General features: G+C 66.5%; 24 protein-coding genes. 12 read left to right on the top strand and 12 right to left on the bottom strand.

Going from position 1 to position 21611, the window contains the following annotated elements; genetic code table 11:
- Positions 1-27 precede the first annotated feature (27 nt).
- From G6N35_RS06610 to G6N35_RS06600, 3 genes are read right to left on the bottom strand one after another with little or no spacing between them, the layout of a single operon-like run.
- Positions 28-825, bottom strand: a complete 798-nt coding sequence (locus G6N35_RS06610) for an SDR family NAD(P)-dependent oxidoreductase (protein WP_246224234.1) — start codon at positions 823-825, stop codon at positions 28-30.
- A 58-nt stretch (positions 826-883) separates the two neighbouring features.
- Complete coding sequence (locus tag G6N35_RS06605) at positions 884-1774, bottom strand: alpha/beta fold hydrolase (RefSeq protein ID WP_163803534.1); 891 nt, start codon at positions 1772-1774, stop codon at positions 884-886.
- 14 nt (positions 1775-1788) lie between these two features.
- A complete protein-coding gene (locus G6N35_RS06600; RefSeq protein ID WP_163803533.1) occupies positions 1789-2703 on the bottom strand; it encodes an NAD(P)H-dependent flavin oxidoreductase in 915 nt (304 codons plus the stop codon).
- Between the two features lie 136 nt (positions 2704-2839).
- Here G6N35_RS06600 and G6N35_RS06595 point away from each other — a divergent pair, with 136 nt between their 5' ends.
- Positions 2840-3499, top strand: coding sequence for a hypothetical protein (locus G6N35_RS06595; protein WP_163803532.1), 660 nt, complete (start codon positions 2840-2842; stop codon positions 3497-3499).
- A gap of 29 nt (positions 3500-3528) precedes the next feature.
- Here the strand turns inward: G6N35_RS06595 and G6N35_RS06590 are convergent, their stop codons facing one another.
- From G6N35_RS06590 to G6N35_RS06580, 3 genes are all read right to left on the bottom strand, one after another.
- On the bottom strand, positions 3529-4104 hold the full coding sequence (locus tag G6N35_RS06590; RefSeq protein ID WP_163803531.1) for an ATPase: 576 nt from the start codon (positions 4102-4104) through the stop codon (positions 3529-3531).
- 16 nt (positions 4105-4120) lie between these two features.
- Positions 4121-4510, bottom strand: coding sequence for a TA system antitoxin ParD family protein (locus G6N35_RS06585; protein WP_163803530.1), 390 nt, complete (start codon positions 4508-4510; stop codon positions 4121-4123).
- Between the two features lie 61 nt (positions 4511-4571).
- Entirely contained in the window at positions 4572-5225 is a 654-nt protein-coding gene (locus G6N35_RS06580) for an FKBP-type peptidyl-prolyl cis-trans isomerase (protein WP_179967321.1), read from the bottom strand.
- Between the two features lie 770 nt (positions 5226-5995).
- Between G6N35_RS06580 and G6N35_RS06575 the strand changes: the two genes are divergently transcribed.
- The 7 genes from G6N35_RS06575 to G6N35_RS06545 all read left to right on the top strand — a co-directional run bounded on the left by G6N35_RS06575 (position 5996) and on the right by G6N35_RS06545 (position 13507).
- Positions 5996-7243, top strand: a complete 1248-nt coding sequence (locus tag G6N35_RS06575; protein WP_163803529.1) for a glycoside hydrolase family protein — start codon at positions 5996-5998, stop codon at positions 7241-7243.
- Positions 7244-7349: 106 nt separating this feature from the next.
- Positions 7350-7961 carry a TetR/AcrR family transcriptional regulator gene (locus G6N35_RS06570; RefSeq protein WP_246224233.1) on the top strand — a complete coding sequence of 204 codons (612 nt, stop codon included), beginning with the start codon at positions 7350-7352 and terminating at the stop codon, positions 7959-7961.
- A gap of 58 nt (positions 7962-8019) precedes the next feature.
- A complete protein-coding gene (locus G6N35_RS06565) occupies positions 8020-8511 on the top strand; it encodes a Clp protease N-terminal domain-containing protein (RefSeq protein WP_163803527.1) in 492 nt (163 codons plus the stop codon).
- A 117-nt stretch (positions 8512-8628) separates the two neighbouring features.
- Positions 8629-10086, top strand: coding sequence for a family 16 glycosylhydrolase (locus tag G6N35_RS06560; RefSeq protein WP_163803526.1), 1458 nt, complete (start codon positions 8629-8631; stop codon positions 10084-10086).
- A gap of 98 nt (positions 10087-10184) precedes the next feature.
- The gene (locus G6N35_RS06555; RefSeq protein WP_163803525.1) at positions 10185-10943 is read left to right on the top strand and encodes a cutinase family protein; all 759 of its coding nucleotides are present in this window, start codon (positions 10185-10187) and stop codon (positions 10941-10943) included.
- Positions 10944-11464: 521 nt separating this feature from the next.
- Positions 11465-12688: a S1C family serine protease gene (locus G6N35_RS06550; protein WP_407664604.1), complete on the top strand. Its 1224-nt coding sequence runs from the start codon at positions 11465-11467 to the stop codon at positions 12686-12688.
- A gap of 93 nt (positions 12689-12781) precedes the next feature.
- Positions 12782-13507, top strand: coding sequence for an MOSC domain-containing protein (locus G6N35_RS06545; RefSeq protein ID WP_163803524.1), 726 nt, complete (start codon positions 12782-12784; stop codon positions 13505-13507).
- On the opposite strand, the gene G6N35_RS06540 is transcribed toward G6N35_RS06545, so the two are convergent.
- From G6N35_RS06540 to G6N35_RS06520, 5 genes are all read right to left on the bottom strand, one after another.
- Positions 13504-15021, bottom strand: a complete 1518-nt coding sequence (locus G6N35_RS06540; protein WP_246224232.1) for an alpha/beta fold hydrolase — start codon at positions 15019-15021, stop codon at positions 13504-13506. The two genes, G6N35_RS06545 and G6N35_RS06540, sit on opposite strands and share 4 nt — an antisense overlap.
- An 85-nt stretch (positions 15022-15106) precedes the next feature.
- Positions 15107-15550, bottom strand: coding sequence for a thiol-disulfide oxidoreductase DCC family protein (locus G6N35_RS06535; protein ID WP_163803523.1), 444 nt, complete (start codon positions 15548-15550; stop codon positions 15107-15109).
- A 54-nt stretch (positions 15551-15604) separates the two neighbouring features.
- Positions 15605-16417, bottom strand: coding sequence for a MerR family transcriptional regulator (locus G6N35_RS06530; RefSeq protein WP_163803522.1), 813 nt, complete (start codon positions 16415-16417; stop codon positions 15605-15607).
- A 63-nt stretch (positions 16418-16480) separates the two neighbouring features.
- Positions 16481-17257: a DUF1906 domain-containing protein gene (locus tag G6N35_RS06525; protein WP_163807508.1), complete on the bottom strand. Its 777-nt coding sequence runs from the start codon at positions 17255-17257 to the stop codon at positions 16481-16483.
- A gap of 123 nt (positions 17258-17380) precedes the next feature.
- Positions 17381-18100, bottom strand: coding sequence for a type II toxin-antitoxin system VapC family toxin (locus tag G6N35_RS06520; RefSeq protein ID WP_163803521.1), 720 nt, complete (start codon positions 18098-18100; stop codon positions 17381-17383).
- A 132-nt stretch (positions 18101-18232) separates the two neighbouring features.
- Here G6N35_RS06520 and G6N35_RS06515 point away from each other — a divergent pair, with 132 nt between their 5' ends.
- Positions 18233-18679 carry a hypothetical protein gene (locus G6N35_RS06515; RefSeq protein ID WP_163803520.1) on the top strand — a complete coding sequence of 149 codons (447 nt, stop codon included), beginning with the start codon at positions 18233-18235 and terminating at the stop codon, positions 18677-18679.
- 26 nt (positions 18680-18705) lie between these two features.
- Here the strand turns inward: G6N35_RS06515 and G6N35_RS06510 are convergent, their stop codons facing one another.
- On the bottom strand, positions 18706-18939 hold the full coding sequence (locus tag G6N35_RS06510) for a chitin binding peritrophin-A domain-containing protein (RefSeq protein WP_163803519.1): 234 nt from the start codon (positions 18937-18939) through the stop codon (positions 18706-18708).
- 191 nt (positions 18940-19130) lie between these two features.
- On the opposite strand from G6N35_RS06510, the gene G6N35_RS06505 reads away from it, so the two are divergent.
- Genes G6N35_RS06505 through G6N35_RS06495 form a run of 3 tightly spaced genes read left to right on the top strand, consistent with a single transcriptional unit; the run spans position 19131 to position 21610 of the window.
- On the top strand, positions 19131-20426 hold the full coding sequence (locus G6N35_RS06505) for an MFS transporter (protein WP_197748409.1): 1296 nt from the start codon (positions 19131-19133) through the stop codon (positions 20424-20426).
- A gap of 42 nt (positions 20427-20468) precedes the next feature.
- A complete protein-coding gene (locus G6N35_RS27030; protein WP_163803518.1) occupies positions 20469-20927 on the top strand; it encodes a J domain-containing protein in 459 nt (152 codons plus the stop codon).
- 59 nt (positions 20928-20986) lie between these two features.
- The gene (locus tag G6N35_RS06495; RefSeq protein WP_163803517.1) at positions 20987-21610 is read left to right on the top strand and encodes a DUF3887 domain-containing protein; all 624 of its coding nucleotides are present in this window, start codon (positions 20987-20989) and stop codon (positions 21608-21610) included.
- Position 21611 lies beyond the last annotated feature (1 nt).

The following is a 21611-nucleotide window of genomic DNA, read 5'->3' as shown; positions in this document are numbered from 1 at the left end:
TTTCGCCGGACCCGGATCAACCGGAGGTCACTGCTCGCCCAGCCCCATCATCTCGGTAACCCCGTGGTCGCGGCCCGCGGTGTAGCCGCCGTCAACGGCGATGGCCTGCCCGCTGACGAAGCTGGCGTCGGGGGATACCAGGAAGGTGGCCACCGCCGCCACTTCGTCAGGCCTGCCGAAGCGCCGCAACTTGTGCTCGTGGCGTAGCGCCTCCCGGGAGTGCTCCAGCCCCGGAAGGCCGATCACCGATTCGAGCAGGGGTGTCTCGATGAATCCGGGGCAGATGGCATTGGCACGGATTCCGCTGGGGCCGTAGTCGATTGCGATGTTCTTGGTGAGCAGGACGACCCCACCCTTGGATGCGTTGTAGGAGCTGCCACCGGCGGTGCCCTCCAAGCCCTCGATACTGGCCAGGTTGACGATCGAACCGCGCTCACCCCCGGCGCGGTCCTGCTGGGTCATCTGTGCCAGCGCAGCCCGGTTCACCACGAAGGTGCCCTTGAGGTTGATGCCGAGCACACGGTCCCACTCCTCGTCCGGGATCAGGTGCACGGGGCCGCCGCCGGCCACACCGGCCGAGTGCACCACACCGTCGAGCCGTCCCGCGGCCGCGACCACGTCGGCGACCGCGGTGGCGATGGCATCGGCATCGAGCACATCGGCTTGGCGGTACCCGCCGATCCTGGGCGGTGCGTCCGGGGCGAGGTCCACGCCGATCACGACGGCGCCGGCGGCGAGCAACCGCTGCGCGGTCGCCAACCCGATGCCCGAGGCAGCACCGGTGACCAGAATGCCCTTGCCCTGTAAGCCTTGTGGTGTGCTCAACGTCGGATCCTCTCCCGGGCCGGGGCGGCCCGGGTCCAACATGCCAGACACGTCGTGATCAGTCGAAGAACTGTCTCAGTTGTTCGGCGATCACAGTGGGGTTGCCGCCCTGGTCCTGCGCCGCACCGTGGTTGGCGCCGGGGAGGTCGACGACGCGGGCGTGCGGGAGCACTCCGAGCAGGGCGTCGCGGGTCCCGGTGAACAGCGCGGGCGCCCCGGTTCCGCACATCAGCAGGCATTCGGCGGTGACATTGCGGTAGTAGCCGATGGTGCCCTCGCTGGCCGCGACCACCCGAAGTTCCGGGATGAGCGCGGGCACCAGATCGCGCAGGGCTACGGTGTCGCCGTGGGCGGCCAGGGCATCCAGTCGGAGCAGAACCCGGCACGCGAGCGGCGTGGTGAACAGGCGGCCCAGCACCCGGTATGTCAACGAAACCTGTTGTGTCCGAGGATCTTGAGTGGCATTGCGGGCTAAGCTGGACATTGCCGCCGCCAAGTCGCCCCGGGCGACGATCGCTTCGGCGTCGGCGATCTCATCGCGGAACTCGGCGGAGCCGTGCTGGCCGACGAAGATCACCGGCTCGAAGACGGCGACCTTGGCGATGTGGGGGATCACTGCCGAGGCGTGCAGGGCGAACAGTCCGCCGTTGGCGGCGCCGAACACGCGGCTGGCTCCGGTCGCCTCGACGATCGCCGCCAGGTCCTCGTCCTCGCGCTCGATGCAGTAGTCGCGACCGTACGGTCCGCTCATCCCGCGGCCGCGGCGGTCCGGGATGCAGACGGTGAAGCGGTCCGCCAGGGCAGCACCCAGCTTCATGTAGTGCTGAGAGGCCAGCGCGCCGCCGTGCAGAATCACCACCGCCGGGCCGCGGCCCCATTGCCGGAAGCCGATCGTGGTGCCGTCCCGCGACGTCACCGAGTTCTTGGCATAGCCCACTGCCGCGCCCATGATGCCTCCACCGGTCAGGTGAGCCGCTCTGCCGCCGCGTTCAGCATCGCATGCGCCTGGGTCCAGGTGGTGTGGATGATGTCGGCCACCGGCTGGATCGCGGCGATGCGGGAGGACACCTGGCCGGTGTTGGCCACGCTGGCCTCCAGGTTGCCGCTGAAGTAGAGGTCGGTGATCCTGCCGAGCAGGGGAGTGCCGTCGTGCTCGGCAATACGTGCGGCCAGGCCCGTACGCAGCACGCGCATGGTCGGGTTGCCGGGGATGTCGAGCAGTACGGTCCCGGCATCATCGGCGGCCACGATCGCGTCCTTGAAGTTCGCGTGCACGCGGGCCTCCCGACTGGCCAGCATCCGGGTGCCCATCTGGACGCCCTCGGCCCCGAGGACCACCGCGGCGGCGGCCGAACGTGCATCACAGATACCGCCGGCGGCGATCAGAGGCAGGTCGACGTGTTCGGCGACCAAGGGGAGCAGCACCATCGTCGAGGCCGCCAGGGCGGACTTGAAACCGCCACCCTCGATACCTTCGACAACCAGGGCGTCCACCCCGGCGTCGGCCGCCTTGCGGGCGCCGCTCAACGAGCCGACGACATGGACCACGGTGATACCGGCGTCGTGCAGCCGGTCGGTGAACAATCGTGGGTCACCGGCAGAGGTGAACACGTGCCGGACGCCCGCGGCGGCCAGTACGTCCACGATCGACGGATCGCGTTTCCAGCCCTGAATCATGAGATTGGCCGCCACCGGGCGGTCGGTCAGCGCGCGCACCCGGGCCAGGTCGGTGCGGCCCTCCTCGGTGAGCGTCTCGATGACGCCGAGGCCACCGGCCTCGGAGACCGCTGCCGCCAGTTCCGCGCGGGCGATGTAGGTCATCGGGGCCTGCACGACGGGGTAGGTGACGCCGAACAGGCGTTGGATCCGGTTGGGCACGCACCATCTCAGCACACGGTCGGGATCCGCCAGGCGTAACAGCACGGCCGATGTGTGCGACGATGCCGGTAGAGTTCGCTGACTTCGTGCCCCGACCGCAGTCCCGGCGAGCGCAACAGAGAGGACCGCCGGATTGATGACCGATCGGCACCGCACCCTGACTTTTCCCCTGGCCGGAGCCATCGTGCTGGTCGCGGCGCTGACGGCGGCGCCCCCGGCGGTCGCTGATCCTGCCGATCCCGCTCCGGCTCCGGTGACCACCGTGGCGGCGCCCCCGCCGCCGGCCCCGGTGCCCGGCGACGGGGCGTCGATGACACCGAACCAGCCTGCTGTCGCCCCGGCCGACGCGGGCGCGCCGCCCGTTGCGCAGGCACCGGGTGCCCCGCCGGCACCGGGCGCGCCGGCCGCTCCGGTGTTCCGGCAGGATGTTCCCGAGATCGCGAACCCGACCTACGGGTCGGGTAACGGGGTGCTCGGCACGCTCAAGGACTTGTGGCATCAGGCGCAGCACCCGTACTACTCGCCCGACGAGGTCGGCGGAGGCGGAGCGGTGACGCCGCCGCCCGGTGCCGGGCCGGCACCGGCGCTGCCGCCGGGCTACGTCTCGATCAACGCGCCCGGCTCGGAGACGCCGGTCAGCGCCAACCAGGGTGGCGGGCCGGCGACCGGCCGGCCCGCACTACCGCCCGGCTACTACTCCACCAGCGGTCCGCCGCCACCCGGCTACGAATACAACTCCGGGTCGGGGTCGCCGGCCGCGCCCACCACGACTGCGGTGCCTGCGCCCACCCCGTAGCAATCCTGTTCGCGCCCAGCGCTTTTCGATTAGGGCCAGCGGGCAGCCAGGGCCTGCGGCGTCCATGATGGCCAGCGCGGCGCCCCGATGAGATCCCCACCGGCCAGTTGGGCGATGACGCGTGGCCCGGCGAGGCGGCTGTTGTCGTAGACGGTCGCGGTGTCGGCGCGGATCGCTGCGGCGGTGACCAGACCCACCAGGCGACGGTGGCGTTGGCGGATCTTGTCCTCCGGCACGTGATGGCCGCCGGCCTGGACGCGGTGGGCCACCCGCTGGACTGCCAAGTCCTCCGGAACCAGGACGACGTGCACCACCACGATGTAGCCGGCCGATTGGGCCTCGGTGAGCAGGTCGAGTTTGGACGGGTGGGAGAACACGGTCTCGGCGATGAAGGACCGGCCGCGGGCGATCAGTGCCGATCGGGTCGCGGCGGCAACCTTGGCAGCGTCGTAGGAGTGCGCCGCAGGATCCTGCGGCCACCGCTGTTTGGCGATGTCGTCGGCGTTGACGACGACGCTGCCGGGCAACAGCGGCCCGAGCGTCAGGGCGATGAACGTGGACTTGCCGGCACCATTGGGGCCGACCACGAGGTCGAGCCGCTTCATCGAGGCATGGTGGCGATCAGCTGTCCTGAGACAGCACCACCGAGGTCCCGTCCGGGTGGTATTCGACGATGTCGCCAGCGTCGTCGAGCGCCACGGTCGTCACGCCGCCGGCTGCGAGGACATGACCATAGTGGGTACGGGTCAGGTTCTCCTCGATCGCGGCCGAGATCTCCGAGTTGAACACCACGCCTTCTTCTACGGTGAGGTCGGACAGGTCGAGATCACCCGACAGGGCTGCCTCGACGCGGCGCCGGGAGGCGGAGTGTTGGCTGGACACCGCCCGCCCGACCCTCGCCCAGTGGTCCAGTTGCTGCTTGGCCGAGCGGCTCTGGCGTGCGCCTTCGGCCGCTGCGCTGTCCACCAGGTCGGCCGCCATCCGAATCACGCGATCAGCGACGTCAGCCATGACACCCTCCGTGTAGCAGTCTGTAACGCAGTGTAGCAGTCTGCTACAGGGAGCGGGCCGGTTATGAGGCCCGCAGAATCTTGATCGCGAAGATGAGGGTGTCGCCGGGGGCGATCCCGGCCCGCGGCTCGCCGTCGGGGTAGCCGTCCGCCGATGTCATCGCGACCGCCACCGTGGAGCCCACCTTCTGGCCCGCGATCGCCTTCTGGAAGCCCTTGACCACGCCGTCGAGTGGGAAATCCGCGGGTTCGCCACGCTCGTAGGCACTGTCGAACACCGACCCGTCGCGCCCGTTGACGCCCATGTAGCAGACCGACACCGTCGCCGTCGGGGCGACTACCGGGCCGTTGCCGGGGGTGAGGGTATGGACCTGGGTCTCGGTGACGTTGAACGGTGCGTCCACCTTGATATAGGGCGCCGTGGTGTCGGTGGACCCGGTGACCGCGACGCTGCCGGTGGCGCCCGACAGCGTCCACTCGGGGGCGGGAGTGCTGGTCGGCGCGGCCGACGGGCACCCCGCGGCGGACACCGGCGGGGCCTCGGCCACCGAAGAAGACGACAGCGCGTCGGCGATCGACGACGACGTCGGTGTGGAGGTCGAGGATGACGAGGACGACGCAGTGCTCGAATCGGAGCCACAGGCGGCGAGCGTCATGCCCAGCGCCACGGCGCAGGCGGCGAGCGCGACAGAAGAAGACCCACGAGAGAAGTTCACGATCGTCACGCTACAGCCACCTCTGCCGGACGTGGCTCGCCGGGCTAACCCGCTGCGCGGCTCGGCGAAGCCGGGGCATTCGTGCACACATGTGCAATTCCAGCGAATAGATTCGGCGGGCGTCGACAGGTGCCTGTTCTGCGTGTTTTCCGGAATTGCGTGGAGCCGGCAAATAAGAGCGCCGACGCACGCGTCAATATCGGCTTTCGCCCGCACAACCCGCAGTGTGACTGTTTCGTGAAATCACTTGATGAGCAACGGCTTCGAGCGCCCGGCAGGCGCCTCGGGCGGACATCGCGGGTTCAGATTTTTTTCACCAATTCACGCTGCGTCGGTCTCGGGCCTGAGTTATGTTTCGCGCGTTAGCGTTTGATGCCTCAAATAACTGCACATCAGGGGGAAGCGCAATGGGGAAGTTGGGCTCGGTCAGTGCGGTCGGCGCGAAAGTGCGCACAAACCTTGATAAGCAAGGGCTTCCCCGATCTGCCGAGGTGTACACGGCCTTGGCTGCTAGCGTCTTCGCGCTGGGTGCCAGCGCCTTGCTGGCGACCGGGTGCGGCGTGGCGCATGCGGACACTGGTCGCAACACAAGCAATTCCACGTCGTCGGGTGACAGCGGGAGTGCCAAGTCCGGGGCGAGTTCGTCCGCGGCGTCGGCCCGCGCGGTGAGCAGTTCAACCACACAGGCTGCCTCGAGCCTTCCCAAAGCCGTCCGACGCTCGTTGGCCCAGGCTCTCCCTGCGGCTCCGCGGCAGTCCAGCATTGCGACTGTGCCGGTGGCGGTTTCGTCTCCGCCCGCCCCTCAGCAGGCGTCGGCGGCCGCAGCGTCCACTGGGTCGTCGCCTGCCGTCCTGGCCATCGGTCTGGTGGCTGCGGTCGGCTCGGCAGCGCCGGCGGCAGGTGCGGCACCGGCGGCGGCCAGCGCGACGAAAGTCACCGCCACCACGGCGACTTTCAGCCGCAGCACCGGAGGTTTCGGGAAGCCCAAGACATCGTCGGCCTCCTCGACCGACAGCACCGCCTCACTGCAAGCTCTGTTCGACAACCTCAAGCCCGGCCAGACCCTGACCCTGAACGCGAACACCACCTACAGCCACAGCGGCGTGCTGACCATCAGCGTCCCCAACGTCACGATCAACGGCAACGGTGCCACTCTGCAGGCCACCAACGACATCACGTCCGCGCTGTCGATCACCGGCAACGGAGTGACGCTGACCAACCTCAACCTCAGCGCCCCACTCACCGGCACCCGCTACTCCGACCTGAACCAGAACAGCCTCAACATCGAAGGCAACAACGTGACGGTGAGTAACGTCACCATCACCGGTTCTGCCGCTGCGGGCGTGTTCGTCTACGGAGCAAGCGGTTTCAACCTCAGCAACGTCACCGTGCAGAACACCCGTGCCGACGGCGTGCACATCACCAACGGATCTTCGTTCGGCCAGCTGACCAATGTCACCACCAAGATGACCGGTGATGACGGCATTGCGATCGTGTCCTACGGGGCTGATCCGTCGCCGTCGCACGACATCGTCATCAATTCCTCGACGGTCGCCGGGACCACCTGGGGTCGCGGACTGTCGGTGGTCGGTGGCTACAACGTCACCGTCAACAACATCAAGGTGTCGTCGTCCTCGGCCGCCGGGATCTACATCGCCGACGAGGGCGCGCCCTGGTACACCCGCTCGGTCAACAACGTCACCATCAACGGCGGCACCGTTACCGGTGCGAACACCAGCACCACGGTGATTCACGGCGCCGTGCTCATCTATTCGGGTAACGCCGGAGCCGGCATCAGCGGCGTCACCATCAACGGCCTGACGGTCGCGAGCACCACCAGCACCGCAGGGCGCAACCTGGGCATCATCGTCGACGCCGGCAGCGTGAGCGGTATCAACTTGCTCAATATCGCCCTCAAGAACACCAACCTCTATCCGCTTGGGCTGTACAACGTGCCCGCCGGCAGCTACACCGCCACGGGGTGGACGCTGAACGGCCTGCCGATTAAGGTCGTCTAGCCCAGGCGGGCCGTTTCCTCACTGTCCCGGCGTTGCGGCGTGATGCGGCCGCTTCAGCACTTATCTTCATGGGTGGGGATAGTGCAGCAGAGGAATGGACAGAGTCGTGGTCGCGGAGGACAGCTTCGGATTGTCGAAGCAGGAACGCATCGTCGAGGCTGCCCTGGATGTGTTCGCCAAACATGGCGCCTCGGGTTCGACGCTGCAGATGGTCGCGCAGACGGCCGGCGTATCCGTCGGACTGGTGCAACACCACTTCGGCTCGAAGGACAGTCTCATCGAGGCGGTGGACACGTACGCGCTGACGGTGATCGGTGCCGGGATGTCACAACCGCTCCCGGATGATCCGACCGAGGCGGTCCTCGAACTTGGAAGGCGCGTGATCTACCTACTCTCCGACCATCTTTCGGCCGTCGACTACCTGGCTAGGCTGCTTGTCGAGGACGCTCCCGCCGGCAGGGCATTCTTCGACGCGACGGCGGCTATCGTGATGGGTCATTGGCGCCAACTGGACGCGATCGGCGCCACCGCCGACAACCTCGATCTGGTCTGGGCCGCCCTCAACCCCATCATTCTGACGATGGGCACGGTCATCATGCGTCGCCATCTCGACCGTCATCTGCCCGAGCCGCTGACCACACTGACTCAGCTGCGGCGATGGGAGGAGTCGGTCAACAACCTGCTTGAGCGGGGGCAAATCAAACGACCTCCGGAGTAGCGTCAAATTCCTTGATTAGGAACCCTGCAATATCTACGTATTGTAGAATCAGCAAACTATGGTCAGTGCGCCACACTCTGATACCCCGGTCAGCGCCGAGATGCTCGCGCGCGCTCTCGCCACGCTGGGGGAGTCGGCACGAGCCGCGGTGCGGACCGCGCATGACGAAGCCTATTCGTACGCCAGCAACTTCGTCGGCTCAGCGCATCTGCTCCTGGGCTTGGTGGCTGACACCTCGCACCGGATCACCCGCGCGTTGCTTGACCAGGGGGCGAGCCTGCCGGTGATTCGCGAGCGCATCGAGCAGGTCTCCGGAGTCCGTCAACGGGCTTCGCCGCGCTTCGTGCACCTGCCGTTCAGCCCGCATGCGCGCCTGTTGCTGGTCAGCGCCTCGTTGCTGGCCCAGGAAGCCGGCGCGCTGGCCACTGAATCCGACCATCTCTGGCTGTCGCTGACCCGCAGCCAGGGTCTGCTGGCTGAGCGGGTGCTGTCCGATCTCGGGCAACTCGAGCTCGTCACCCGGCTGGCACTTGCGCTTCCCCCGGACTGATCGGCTGAACCCGGCGGTTTCGCCGAAACTTCACGGCCCCGACATCGTCGCGGTTTACAGTGATCAGGCGGCTGATTCCGCCCCTCGCGGCGGTCTGCCGAACGGGGGGAGTACACGATGAGTTCGATTGTTGTGGGTCGAATCGGGGCGCTGGCCATCGCGCTGGGCATCGGATCGGCAATCGCGACAGGATTGGGCTGCGCAGTGGCTGGTGCGGATACCGGGGATTCACCCGGGTCTTCGGCGGGACCGTCACACGCTGCCAGCACGGCCGGCCCGGCGCGGTCTGCACGGACCAAGGCGGCAGCGGTCCGGCGCGAGGTATCGCAGCCTGCACAGAAGGCGACGGGCGCGGCCTCCGCCGTTGCCGCCGTGGCATCGCCCACCGCGGCTGCCGCCGCCGGGGCCGCAGTGGCGCCCAATACGGGTCGCCAGAAAGCCACCGCGACGGCGGCACCTCGAGGTGGCGCCGCCACCCAGGCCACCACCTCGACGACAGTGACCACGGTCGAGGCTGAGACCATGACCGTTTCGCCGACTGCCTCGGCTACGGTGATCTCCGATTCGACCGCGTCGGGAGGCTCGGCACTGGCTCTGACGGATAACGGAACCGCCTCGGCGACAGTCGCTTTGGCAGCCTCTAACGGATTGGTGATCCGCGCCAAGGCTTCGCTGAGTTCGGGACCGCCCAACCTGTCGCTGGCCATCGACGGCGTGGCAGTCACCACGATCATGGTCGGCGCGACGTCATGGTCGAACTACACCTTTGCCGGCGCGATTGCGGCCGGAACCCATACGCTCAGCGTCACCTATTCGAACAATTACGACCCCTCGCCGAGTTCGCAGCGCAATCTCTACATCGACAGCATCTCCACCATCAACGGCGCTGTGGGTGACGATTTCGCCGGGAGCGCCGGATCGGCGCCCAACAGCGCCCTGTGGACGGTGAAGACCGGAACCGGATGGGATCCCGGCCTCGAGAACTACTCCACCAACAATGTCGCACTCGACGGGCAGGGACACCTCGTCATCTCGGCCACCAAGAGCGGCCGGACCTACTCCTCGGGCTGGATCGAGTCCAAGAACAAACTCAGCATGGGTTACGGAACGATCATCGCCAGCATCAAAGTGCCCAAGGGGCAAGGGTTGTGGCCCGCCTTCTGGCTCAAGGGCGCCGATGAGGACACCACCGCCTGGCCGCAGTCGGGTGAGATCGACGTGCTCGAACTGCCGAGCACGACCACCACGGTGTACTCGACGCTGCACGGACCGATTGCCGGCACCACGGCCACGCAGCAGGCCCAGATCGTGTCGAACCTGCCCGACCTTTCTACGGGCTACCACAGCTTCTGGGTCCGGCATCTGGTGGACGAGATCACCTTCGGCGTCGACGGCACCACGTTGGGAACGTTGACCCCGGCGTCGCTGGCCCCGGGTTCGACGTGGGTGTACAACCGGCCGATGTTCGCGATCCTGAACTTGGCCGTGGGTGGACCCTGGGCCGGGGCGCCGAACGGTTCGACCCGGTTCCCGGCCAAGATGCTCGTCGACTCGGTGCAGTGGATTCCCGCCTGATCGGTGGGATAGATCACCCCCGACTCGCGGAATCTACCGTCCCGCCTGGCGACTTGTAGGGGGCAGTCGCCAACGAAGACGAGGACGGGGTTCATCTCATGACTGCATCGCCACTGGCTCGCAAGATCACCCAATCGGCGCTGTTCGCTACCGTCGCGGCGGCTGCAGTCATCGCCGGACCTGCAGCGACGGCCAGCGCCGCCGGCGAATCGTGCCCCTCGGTCGAGGTGGTGTTCGCTCGGGGAACCTTTGAGGCCCCCGGCGTCGGGGCCACCGGTCAGGCGTTCGTCGACGCACTGAGCGCTCGGCTGCCCGGCAAGACGGTGGAGGCCTACGGTGTGAACTACCCGGCGTCACTGGACTTCGGACAGGCCGCCGATGGTGTTGCTGATGCGGCGAACCGGATTCAGGCGATCAGTGCGCAGTGTCCGTCGACCAAGATCGTGCTGGGCGGCTACTCCCAGGGCGCCGCTGTCGCCGGCTACACCACCGCTAGTGCGGTCCCCGCGGGGTACACCCTGCCGGCCAGCATCTCTGGACCCATGCCGGCTTCGGTGGCTTCCCATGTGGCGGCCGTCGCTCTGTTCGGTACCCCGGACAGCTGGTTCCTGGGATTGGCTGACCGCAGCGCCCCGCCCATCGCGATCGGTGACCTCTATGCGGGCAAGACCATCCAGCTGTGCGCCGCCGGCGACCCGGTGTGCTACCCGGGTGGGCTGGATCGCGCGGCGCACAGCTCCTACAAGGCCAACGGAATGGCTGACCAGGCAGCTGACTTCGTCGCAGCGAAGCTGGGAGCCCCCGTCGTGGCGGCACCTGTGGTGCAGACCGCCGGCGAAGTCGGCGCAGCCAGCTGAACCCCGATCCGGGTTGGCCGAGACCATACTGTGACCCGGGCGTTGTGCTGCCGTCTCGGTAGCTCCGCAGCCGGGTCCGGCACCCGAATTCTGCTGGTGGACAGGCTGTGTGAGGCCACAGTCTGAGCCTTGGGTGGCGGCTGTGTTCGGTGCGCAGGCCGAAAAAGTCTTCGACGGAACCGAACTCATTCTCAGCAACGACTCAGTCGGCACGGTCATTGTTGTGACAACAAGCGCCAAGGCGCAACTGTCCACGTCTCGAGGAAGCAGAAACGAACGCGATGAGCGACCGCTATACATACCCGTCACCGGGTAGCGATCACTATGGCCAACCCAAAGACTCTGTTGAACAACACAACTCGCAGCCGTGGAATGCGGCTGGGTACTATCAGCCCTACGGGCCCTCGTTCGGCTCGCCTGGCTATCACCAGCACTACGGTCAGCGGCCCGGCATGGCTGACAGCACCCGAAACGCCGCCAAGCCGTCGAAGGGGCAAAGGCGCGGACCGCGCGCTGGAGTCCTGGTGACCGGTACCGCCGTCGTGGCCATGGCCGTCGGCGCCGCCACCGCGGTCGCATTGGTGGACCACAACGGAAACCCGACGCCTCCTGCGCCGGTGGCCCCGGTTGCGGTCGGCAAATCCGCCCCGGCCCAAGGCCAGCAGACCGCGGTGACCGCCCCGGGTTCGGTCGAGGAGGTCTCAGCCAAGGTCCTGCCCAGCGTGGTGAAGATCCAGATCGACAGTGGCCAGTCGCGTGAGGAAGGCTCGGGCATCATCCTGAGCTCCGATGGGCTGATCCTGACGAACAACCATGTGGTGGCTGCCGCCGCGGGCAACAGCGGCGCTCAGGGTGCTGCCGAGCGCCAGATCCCGGGCCTGCTGAGGGGCTTGTTCCCAGGTGGACAGATGCCCCAGGGCAGCCCGTACGGTCCGGATTCCCAGGACCCGTCCGACGGCCCGTCCAACGCCGGCCTGAAGGCGACGGTCACTCTGTCCGACGGGCGGACGGCGCCGTTCTCCGTGGTGGGCACCGATCCGGCCGATGACATCGCGGTGGTGCGGGTGCAGGGCCTGGACAACTTGACGCCCATCAGCATCGGTTCCTCCAAAGACCTCAAGGTTGGCCAGAACGTGGTGGCGATCGGCTCGCCGCTGGGGCTGCAGGGCACGGTGACGACGGGCATCATCAGTGCCCTGAACCGGCCGGTGGCTACCGGTGACGAGCAGACCGGTCAGCATTCGGTGATGAGTGCCATCCAGACCGATGCCGCCATCAACCCCGGTAATTCCGGTGGTGCCCTGGTCGACATGAGCGGCAACCTGATCGGCATCAACTCCGCGATTGCCTCCATGGGCGGCGGCCAGGATTCGCCTGGCGCACAGGCGGGTTCGATCGGTCTGGGATTCGCCATCCCGGTGGATCAGGCCAAGCGCATCGCCGACGAGCTGGTGTCCACGGGCACGGTCCAGCGGGCCTCGCTGGGGGTGAAGCTCAGCGCCGACGACAGCGGCCATGGCGCGGCAATCGCCGGCGTGGTCCAGGGCAGCGCGGCCGCTGCGGCCGGGCTGGAAAAGGGCTCCGTGATCACCAAGGTCGACGACCAGGTGATCGACGGTCCGGAAGCCCTGGTTGCCGCGATCAGTTCCAAGGCTCCCGGTGACAACGTGGCGCTGACCTACCAGGACCCTTCGGGTTCGTCGCACACCGCCCAGGTCACCCTGGGACAGCAGCAGCAGTCATAACCGTTCACCCCACCTTCGAGTGGCCACCTACGGCGCGTCCTGTCCAGTTCAGGCGTGTCGTAGGTGGCCATTCGCCGCGAAAAGGTAGACCTGGTGACTGTGCACATCCAGATCGGGCCGTACTCGTTCAGCGACGGTGACGTCCGTCGCACCCTGGCCAAGGCCGGCACGCTGTTCGACGGCCTGGTGGCCCGCTCGACGGTGCCCGCTTTCACCGAACGCATCGAAGTCCACCGCGACACCGCGCTCGACGTGATCGCCCACGACGGTTCGTCCCAGGCGGAGAAGCTGACAGCGGTGTGGGAAGGGTGGGAGGCGGCCGCCGCGGCCCTGCGAGCCTCCGGTGCGCTGGGCCCGTCGGTGACCGGCCACGTTGCTCACCTGGCCGCCTCGGGTGGTGGTGTACCCAAGGCGTCGCTGGATCAGGCGGAGATCACTTGGTCGGGGGTGGCCGGTGATCGTCAGTCGAATCGCAAACATCACGGCGCGCCATGGCAGGCGTTGTGTCTGTGGAGTAGCGAAGTGATCGACGCATTTGCCGCCGAGGGCCATGACCTCGCGCCGGCGCGGGGCGGTGAGAACGTCACGATCACCGGATTTCCTTGGGACAGCGTGGGTCCGGGATCGCTGATCCGCCTCGGTGACAGCATCTGTCAGGTCTGGGGCTATACGACGCCCTGCAAGAACTTCACCCAGTGGTTCGCCGGCGGACGCATCAAGCCCGCGCATCGCCGCAACGAGGTGACCCGCGTGTATGCGTCGGTGGTACAGCCCGGGCGAGTGTCAGTGGCAGATCCAGCAGTCTTGGGCGTGAACTAGCGAACCGGCTCCACCTTGATGGGTGGAATGTCGTCGAGGCAGTGGGTCGACGACGGCGGCGCTCCGGTCCGCAGGAATGCCTCGATGATGCCCGCAACGCAACCGCTCGGTTCGTTGTCAGGGGTGTGACCGAGATTGGGGACCTCGAGGTAGGTGCTGTGCGGGAACTGCCGGCTCGCGAGCAGGCCATTGGCGTCGGGGGTGATGGCATCCAGGTCACCGGACAGCACCAGTACGGGGGCCGAGGGGAACGGGGTGCTGGCTTGATCGGGACGCTGGTGATGGGCGTCCTTCGGCCACCGGATGCAGATGTCACCACCGTCATGCTGGGCGTCCGCGAAGCCTTCCGCGCTGAAGGAACCGAGTTCGCCGGTGGCGTTCAGTGCGTGGTGGTACTGGGCCTCACGGGTCGCGATGTCGGCATCGGCGGACCACAGTGTCAGGTAGTCGTTACAGGCGACCGCGACATAGAGGTCATCGTCATCCTCGGAGTCCGGGTCGGGTGCGGCGATGTCGGCGATCACCCGTCGCAGGGCAGCGTCATCGCCATGCGCGGCGGCGTGCAGTGCGGCCGGCAGTCGGCCCAGGGGCGTCAATTCGTCGGGATCGCTGCCGACATCGCTGGTGGCCCCTTCGAAAACGAGATTGCCGAATTCGCCTTCCGTCACCATGATCTTGTCGACGGTGATAGGTGTGGCACGCAATTGCGCTGTCACCGTGCGTAAGTCGCGTACCGCGACATCGGGGTCGCAGGAGTGGCTGCGTTCACAGATTCGGCGCAGCGTCAGATCGACGGCGTCGGCATTGGGCCGCTGCAGGGGGTCGAAATGTAGCGGGTATGCCCCGGCCAGCACGATGGACTGCACGTGCTCAGGGTGACGCTGCCCGTAGACGGTCATGAGGTAGGTGCCGTATGAGGACCCGTAGGGGATGACCTTGTCGATGCCGAGGTGGGCGCGAACCGCGTCGAAGTCGTCAGCGGTTGCCGCCGAGGTGTATCCGGCAGCCTTGGGCCCGAGCTTGTCGGCGCACCGCACCGCCGACGATCGTTGGTAGTCCCGAGTTCCGATTTCGAACGCTCGCTCGTCGATACCGCAGTCCAAGGGAGTCGAGACGCCGGTGCCGCGAGCGTCGATGAGCAGCACGTCGTAGTCCTTGAGGACGGCATCGTTCAGGGCCGCTACGTCGGTCCCGTACGAGATGGTCGGGGCTCCCGGGCCGCCGGGATTGGGCATGACGGTTCCCGCGGCCGGGGAATTCTCCCGGCTGTGGCGGATCAGGGCGTAGCCGATGTCGACGGTCCCCAGCTGCGGGGCGCCCTCAACCAGCGGTCGCGAGACGACGCCGCAGTCCGTGACATGGCCGGTCACCTTGGGGCACCACTGCAGCTTGTCGGCGCTCGGAGCGCTGCTGTCTCCACAGGCGGTGGTGCCGGCTACCAGCGCCATGGCAGCGAGAAATGCGCCGATCCACCGCGGTGCACGACGAGTTGGCGTGGTGCTGAGGTAAGCCAAGGTCCTCGATGATCCTCACAGGCTGCAGACATGGAACGACAAGAATCTAGAGGGTATGCGAATCGGCCGCAGAGTCGGCTGTCGCTCAGCCGTAGGTCGCGTCGAGAAATCGGCTACGGACATCGTCGGTGGGCACCGGGCAGGTGTCGTAGCGCCCGCCGATGCGGTAGCGCGCCGCGGCGAATCGCGTGTAGGCCCAGTCTCGGACCGCGGGCGGGATCGCGAATGCCGCCAGCGTCACCTTCCACCAGCCGCCGAGATAACGGGCAATCTCCAATAGCGCAGCAGATTTGACATAGACGGCCTCGTCGGGTTCGCCGGCGTTGCAGACGTAGACGGCCGAATCCAGACCAGCCGCCTCAGGGTGGCGTGCCAGTATCTCGCGGGCGAAGTCGCTGTCCAGAGCGGCGAATCGCATCGTGCCGATGCGATCGTGGCGCAGAATCGCGCGAACCGCACGGTTGCAGACACCGCACACGCCGTCATAGAGCAGTACGGGTGCAGATGGTGAGTTCGGTGCCGGCCTCATGTAGACCTCGGATCCCTTGGACGTCTCGCTGTTCTCATGATCGCACACCCCAGGTCAGGGCTCGTCGAGCTCGAGCTGCACCTCGACGAGCCAGTCTGAGTAGTCGGCGTCGTTGGTCTCCAGGTACAGCTCTCGCCACCTGCCGCGTTCGACGCTGGCGATCCGGCCGTGAACGTGTGCCCAGTGCGAAATTGTCTGATGGGCTTCATACATGTCGGCCACCGCGCCGCGGCGAACCACCGAGGCGACTGTGGCTGCCGGAAGGACTTGCACAACAAGACCGGGGACATCTCCACTAGGCAGGAGATAACCCGCATACAGACGCAGCGTTGGGGGATCATCGTCGCGCCAAGACACCGGCGCAGCGCGGTCAAGACCGGCCGCGTCCATCACGGCAATGACGTGCTCAAAAAGCGACTCTACGTCGAACTCGTCCACGTCATCGGCCGACGACACTGACTGCATCAACGCCGCGACCCGTTGTGGGGCAAGTTGTTTGATCTCCACGCCGCTGATCGCGGCCATCGCCTCGATCTCGATCAACCGTAATCGGGCGCGTAACCGGTCGAGAGTCTGCGCGTCGCGCAGGACTCGGGTTTCCAATTCGGCCGCACGATCGCGCAGCATTGAGCGCAATTTTGCCGGGTCGACGCTTTCGGCCAGTAGGCCTCTGATCTGGTCCAGGGTGAATCCGAGATGTTTGAGGGCGACGAGCTGATTCAGCTGCGGCAGCTGAGTGGCGTGATAGCTGCGTCGACCCGTCGCAGGCGCAACCTCGGCGGGCACCAGAACGCCGACGCGGTCATAGTGCCGCAGCATGCGGACACTGACGCCGCCGAGCTTTGCGAACGCACCGATGGAATACATGCCACCACGATTGTTCATGACACGGTGTGAGGTGCAAGGGGAGTGCAGTAACCCCGCAGATGCTCAGGGGTGCAGATTCCACTGGCCGACGTCGCCGGCCAGGGCGTCGTTGACGTCGACCTCCAGCCCACCTACCAGCGGCCCGGGATTCGACGCGGTGCTGACGATCCGTTGGTACAGAACAGCCCCCGGGTGCACCCGATTTCCCGACCATGCCTTGGTCTGCCATGCCCACCACCGGCCTGGCGTGCTCGATCGTCCGATCACGCCGTCGGCCGCGGCCCATTCACAGACGTCGATGCCGCCGTAGACTCCGGTGCGCTGCACGCCGAGCACCGAGTTGATCCCGCGGAACCATTGCAGCGCAACGTTGTTCCACGTGTTGCGGTCGATGTCCTCGTCGATGGTGAAGAAGACGGGGGCGCTCTGGCCGCCACCGGCCGCGGTGTGCAGTTGCCAGGCGGTGCGCGCGTCGGCAATACCGCCGGCATAGCCACGGGTGAAGTCCGAGGGTGCCGTGCCGCCCGGCTTGCCGTACTGGTAGTTGCTGACGATCGCCAGGCCTGCCGCGGCGAGAGACTGTGCGTAGGGGCGGGTGATCGGTTTGGCACCGAATGAGGAGCCAGGGCGCGACAGCGATACGTAGTTGACGACGCCGGCGTGACCGGCGGCGCGGATGTCCTCGGCAGGGATCTGCTTGGCGGCAAAGTCGATGAGTGTCGGCGCCGCGGCCGCCGCGCGGGGTGTGCCGGAACCCAGCGAGGCAGCGCCCAGCCCGGCCAAGACGGTCGCGTAGCGCAGCGCGTCACGCCGGGTCACCGCGCGTGAGCGCCCTGGCATGCGGTACGCCGGCTCATCGTCCACGGCGTGATGTTAACGATGTGACTGCTGGGATTCGTGCATCCACACTGGCCGTGTTCGAATTCTGGCCAAGAAGAGTTCGAGCCGTGACTACAGTCCCGGTCAAGGCCCTCCGAGATGCGGTGGCGGGCAGACTGTCCTGACCACATCTCTGGCCGCGGCCGCGAACTCTCGGTCAACGGTCATGAGTGCGTCGGCCTGAAGCTGTGTCAGGGCGATGTAGTGGGCCTGGTGGATATCCGGCCACTTCAGGTCGAAGGCAAGCCGCCAGGCGTGGTCCTCGAGCGACCGGTCGCCGAGGAACCGTATCCGCAGCCCCCGGATGGCGTCGAGGATCGTGCGCCCTGCCCGCTGATCGATCTCGCCCCTGCGTACCGACTCGTAGACCAGCGCGAGCACCTGGGAGCGAAGCAATGTGGGGGCCGTGAGGCATTGGTGCGCGGGGATGGTCGCGCCACTGGTGGCCAGTTCGATAGCTGTTGGTGCGTCGATGACGAATGTCGTCATCGAATCCTTTTCCGCCACTTCGGGATCGGACTGCCCGACGTTCAGCCGCACCCGGACCCGATCGCCGTTGTCGATTGCTTCGGAACGACGAAGTGCGGCCTTCAGCGGCACGAGGTAGATCCCGTCTTTGGGGATCAACGAGGTGGTGACCTCGGTGCCCCCGATGCGCACCAGGGCGGGAATACCGCCCCAACCGTAGGTCAGTTCGCCGACGTGAGCATGCAGAAAGTCATCGACATCCGCGGGAGTGGACACGAAGAAGTAGGGGGCGGGACCGCGCCATTCGAACACCTCGGCGTCGAATTCCCATTGCATGGCTACACAATACGGCTGCGAATTCGCCCGACATCGGTCAGTGCGGGGCGATACAGCAGGTGAAACGTCGAATGTTCCATGTTTGCTCGTGCGAGAATGCCTCCAGTAATACCCTCGGGAGGAGTCATGGCAATGTCGGGTACAACACGTCGATTCACCTTCGCCGCGAGTCTGACGGCGCTGACGCTGGCGACCGTCGGTGTGGGCACGGCCCACGCAGACCAGCCTGACATGTACAGCGCTAGGAACGACCTGCAGCAAGCGGTGAATGCGCTACAAGCCGCCCAGGACGACAAGGGTGGTCATCGGGTGGCGGCCATCGATTTGGCGCAACAGGCCATCGATCAGGTCAACTCGGGTATCGCGTTCGCCGGCGGCCCCCCTGACGGCTTCTTCGTTCCGCCGGCTCCGCCGGTCGGGCCCGCGATGAACAATGCCGACGCGTACTTGCAACTGGCGGTGGGAGAGCTGCAAGCGGCCGAAGAGAACAAGGGTGGCCACCGAGTAGCCGCGCTGGATCTGACGCGACAGGCGATCGACCAAGTCAATCTGGGCATTCAGGTCGGCGGCCCGCTCTAATTCTCTGCTCGCCTGTTCGGCCAGGGCTAGAGCTGCCCCAAGGGACGACAGACATTGGACAGCGGGTTCCAGTAATCACCGGGCGCACAGTTCTCCGCAGGGCGCGGCGTCTGGCAGGTGTTGGTGATCGGATCCCAGAACTGTCCGTCGGGGCAGTTCAGAGGATCGGCCGAACCGATCCCGGCGCCAAGGAGTGACGCCGCGGCAGACAGAGACGTCGCAACGATGGCGACGGTGGAGCGGGCCAGGATCTTTTGCATGGGCTCATCTTGCCCGACGCCCGAGTCAACCGGCCGACGGTGGAGTACGTCGTCGCCGCCTTGTCCTCGCCCCCGGCGCCCATCGAGGCGATCGGGACAGGCCTCATACAACGCCTGAGTAATTGCTGTCGGCCTGCTGTGCCCGGCTGCCCAAGCGTTTGCGATCAGAAGCTATTGGGGACAGATCAACGGTGAGTGCAAGTAATGCGACCACGCCGCCGGCGGGCGAATTGCGGCGGTCGCTGTCGGCACTCGATTGGGTCAACTTCTTCCTCGCCGATGTCCAGGCTGGACTGGGGCCATTCCTCGGCATCTATCTGATCAACAAGGAAGGGTGGAATCCCGCCAGCATCGGGCTGGTCCTGACTCTCGGCGGCGTCGTCGGCCTACTGCTGAACACACCCGCCGGCGCACTGATCGACCGGACCACCCACAAACGTGGCCTGTTGATGGGGGCGGCTGCCCTGACGGCGGTCGGCACGTTCGTCGTCACACTGGCTCCGAGCCTCGCTGTTGTCACCGCCGCCCAACTCATGACCGGCATCGCTGCCGTCGTACTGGGTCCGGTCATCGGTGCCATTGCGCTCGGTTTGGTCGGGCCACGGGCATTTGCGGCCAAGACCGGGCGAATGCAGGCCTTCAACCACGCCGGAAACGTGGTCGGCTCAACCGTTTATGGACTGGCCGGGTACCTCGTCAGCCTGCGTGCGGGCTTCTGGATCGCCAGCGCCTGCGGCATCTTCGTGGTGGCCTGCACCCTCGCGATCAAGGCCCGACTCATCGATAACGACGTCGCTCGCGGCCTGACCCCGGAGCCCGACGGAGTCGATCAACCCTCAGGTCTGACCGTCCTGCTGCACAACCGTGCCTTGCTGATGCTGGCCCTGGTGACGATGCTGTGGCAACTCGCCAACGGGGCGATGCTTCCGATCACCGGCCAGAAGCTTGCGGTGGCCGACATTCACGAGGGCGCGTTGTTCCAGGCGGCGCTGATCATCGTGGCGCAGCTGGTGATGATCCCCATGGCCATCGTGGTCGGTCGCAACGCCGACCGATGGGGCCGTAAACCATTGTTCGTCCTGGCTTTTCTGGTGCTCCCTGTCCGCGGGCTGCTGTTCGTCTTGGCAAGCGGCGCAACGTCGATCATCGCGATCCAGACTCTCGACGGTGTTGGCGCGGGCCTTCAGGGAGCCCTTTTCCCGATCATGGTTGCCGACCTGACGCGCGGCAGTGGGCGTTTCAACGTGGCGTTGGGGGCGGCGACGACCGTCCAGGGAATCGGAGCCGCGTTGTCGACGACCCTCGCCGGCGCGATCGTGGTCATCGGAGGGTATGACGCGGCCATGACCGTCCTGACAGCGATCGCCATAGTCGCGCTGGTGCTGCTCGTCTTCGCCGTCCCGGAAACCGCCCCGCGGGCGGCGCGGACGCGTCGGCACGATCTGGATCCGCCTGGCGATGCACGGGGCGAACCGGTGCCGGCCTGATCGGACGGCACCAGAGTGTGAAGAAGCGGAAGGATATCGACGGTGAAGGAAGTGACGGGGTCTGGCGGGGGTCCATTACGCCCAGCCAAGAAGCCGGCTAAGAAGGCTCCGGCCAAGAAAGCGGCTGCCAAGAAAGCCCCGGCCAAGAAGGGCCCGGCCAAGAAGGGCCCGGCCAAGGCGGCCAAGAAGATGCCTGCCAAGAAGGCACCCGCCAAGAAGGCACCGCCGAAGAAGGCTGCCAAAAAAGCGGCTGCCAAAAAGGCTACCGGCCCAACGTCTTCCGCTGCGAAGGCTAAGACGAGCAGGGCGCGCGGCCTTCCCGCGCCCCCAACTGATCCGCTGCTGATTCTCGGCTTGCAGGAGCCGCTTTCCATCGAGCAGGTGCGACGGGCCTGGCGCAGCTATGCCGCCAAGCATCATCCCGACAACGGTGGTGACAGTGCGACGTTCACCCGTGGCCACGCGGCGTACCTGACATTGCGGTCCTTGCTAGGTTCCTAGCGGGGGCGGCTGTCAATCAAACCTTGACAGCCGCGGGTAGCCCGGCGCAATCTCGAGCTGTGGTCGGTTCGTTCGTGGTGACTGTGCAGCACCTTCACCTGCGGGTGCGTCAGATCCTCGCTGAACCCGGCGGGGACGGCGAGCTCGATCCGCTCGCGTTGGTGCGGGCGGCGCAGGAGATCCGGGATCACGCTGACGTGCTGCTGGCCGAGACGGTGCAGCATGCGCGAGGAGCTGGCCGGACGTGGCAGGAGATCGGCGACATTCTCGGCGTATCTCGCCAGGCCGCATTTCAGCGGTACGGCAAGCCCATTCATCCCCGAACAGGAGAAGCCATGAGCACCACCCCACTACCGGGCGCCGCAGATCTGGCCAGGGCGATCATCGACGACCTGACACGTTCTCGCTGGGCGGAGGTCAGGGCTCACTTCGATGACACGATGCTCGCTGGGCTCTCCGAGCAGGAATTGGATCAGACCTGGGCTCAGCTCGCGGGGGTGGTGGGTGCCTACGAAGGCCACGGCGACACAGATGTTGTGCGCGCCGGAGCCTTCACCGTCACCAACACCCCCTTGCGTTTTGAGGCCGGTGAGTTCGTCGCTCGGATCACCTTCCGCGACGATCGAACGGTCGCAGGGCTTTACCTTCTCAACCCCGATGCCGCGGGAGTGACTACCCGATGAA

The organism is Mycolicibacterium anyangense (assembly GCF_010731855.1).
GTDB lineage: Bacteria > Actinomycetota > Actinomycetes > Mycobacteriales > Mycobacteriaceae > Mycobacterium > Mycobacterium anyangense.
This window is presented reverse-complemented; position numbering and strand designations above follow the sequence as displayed.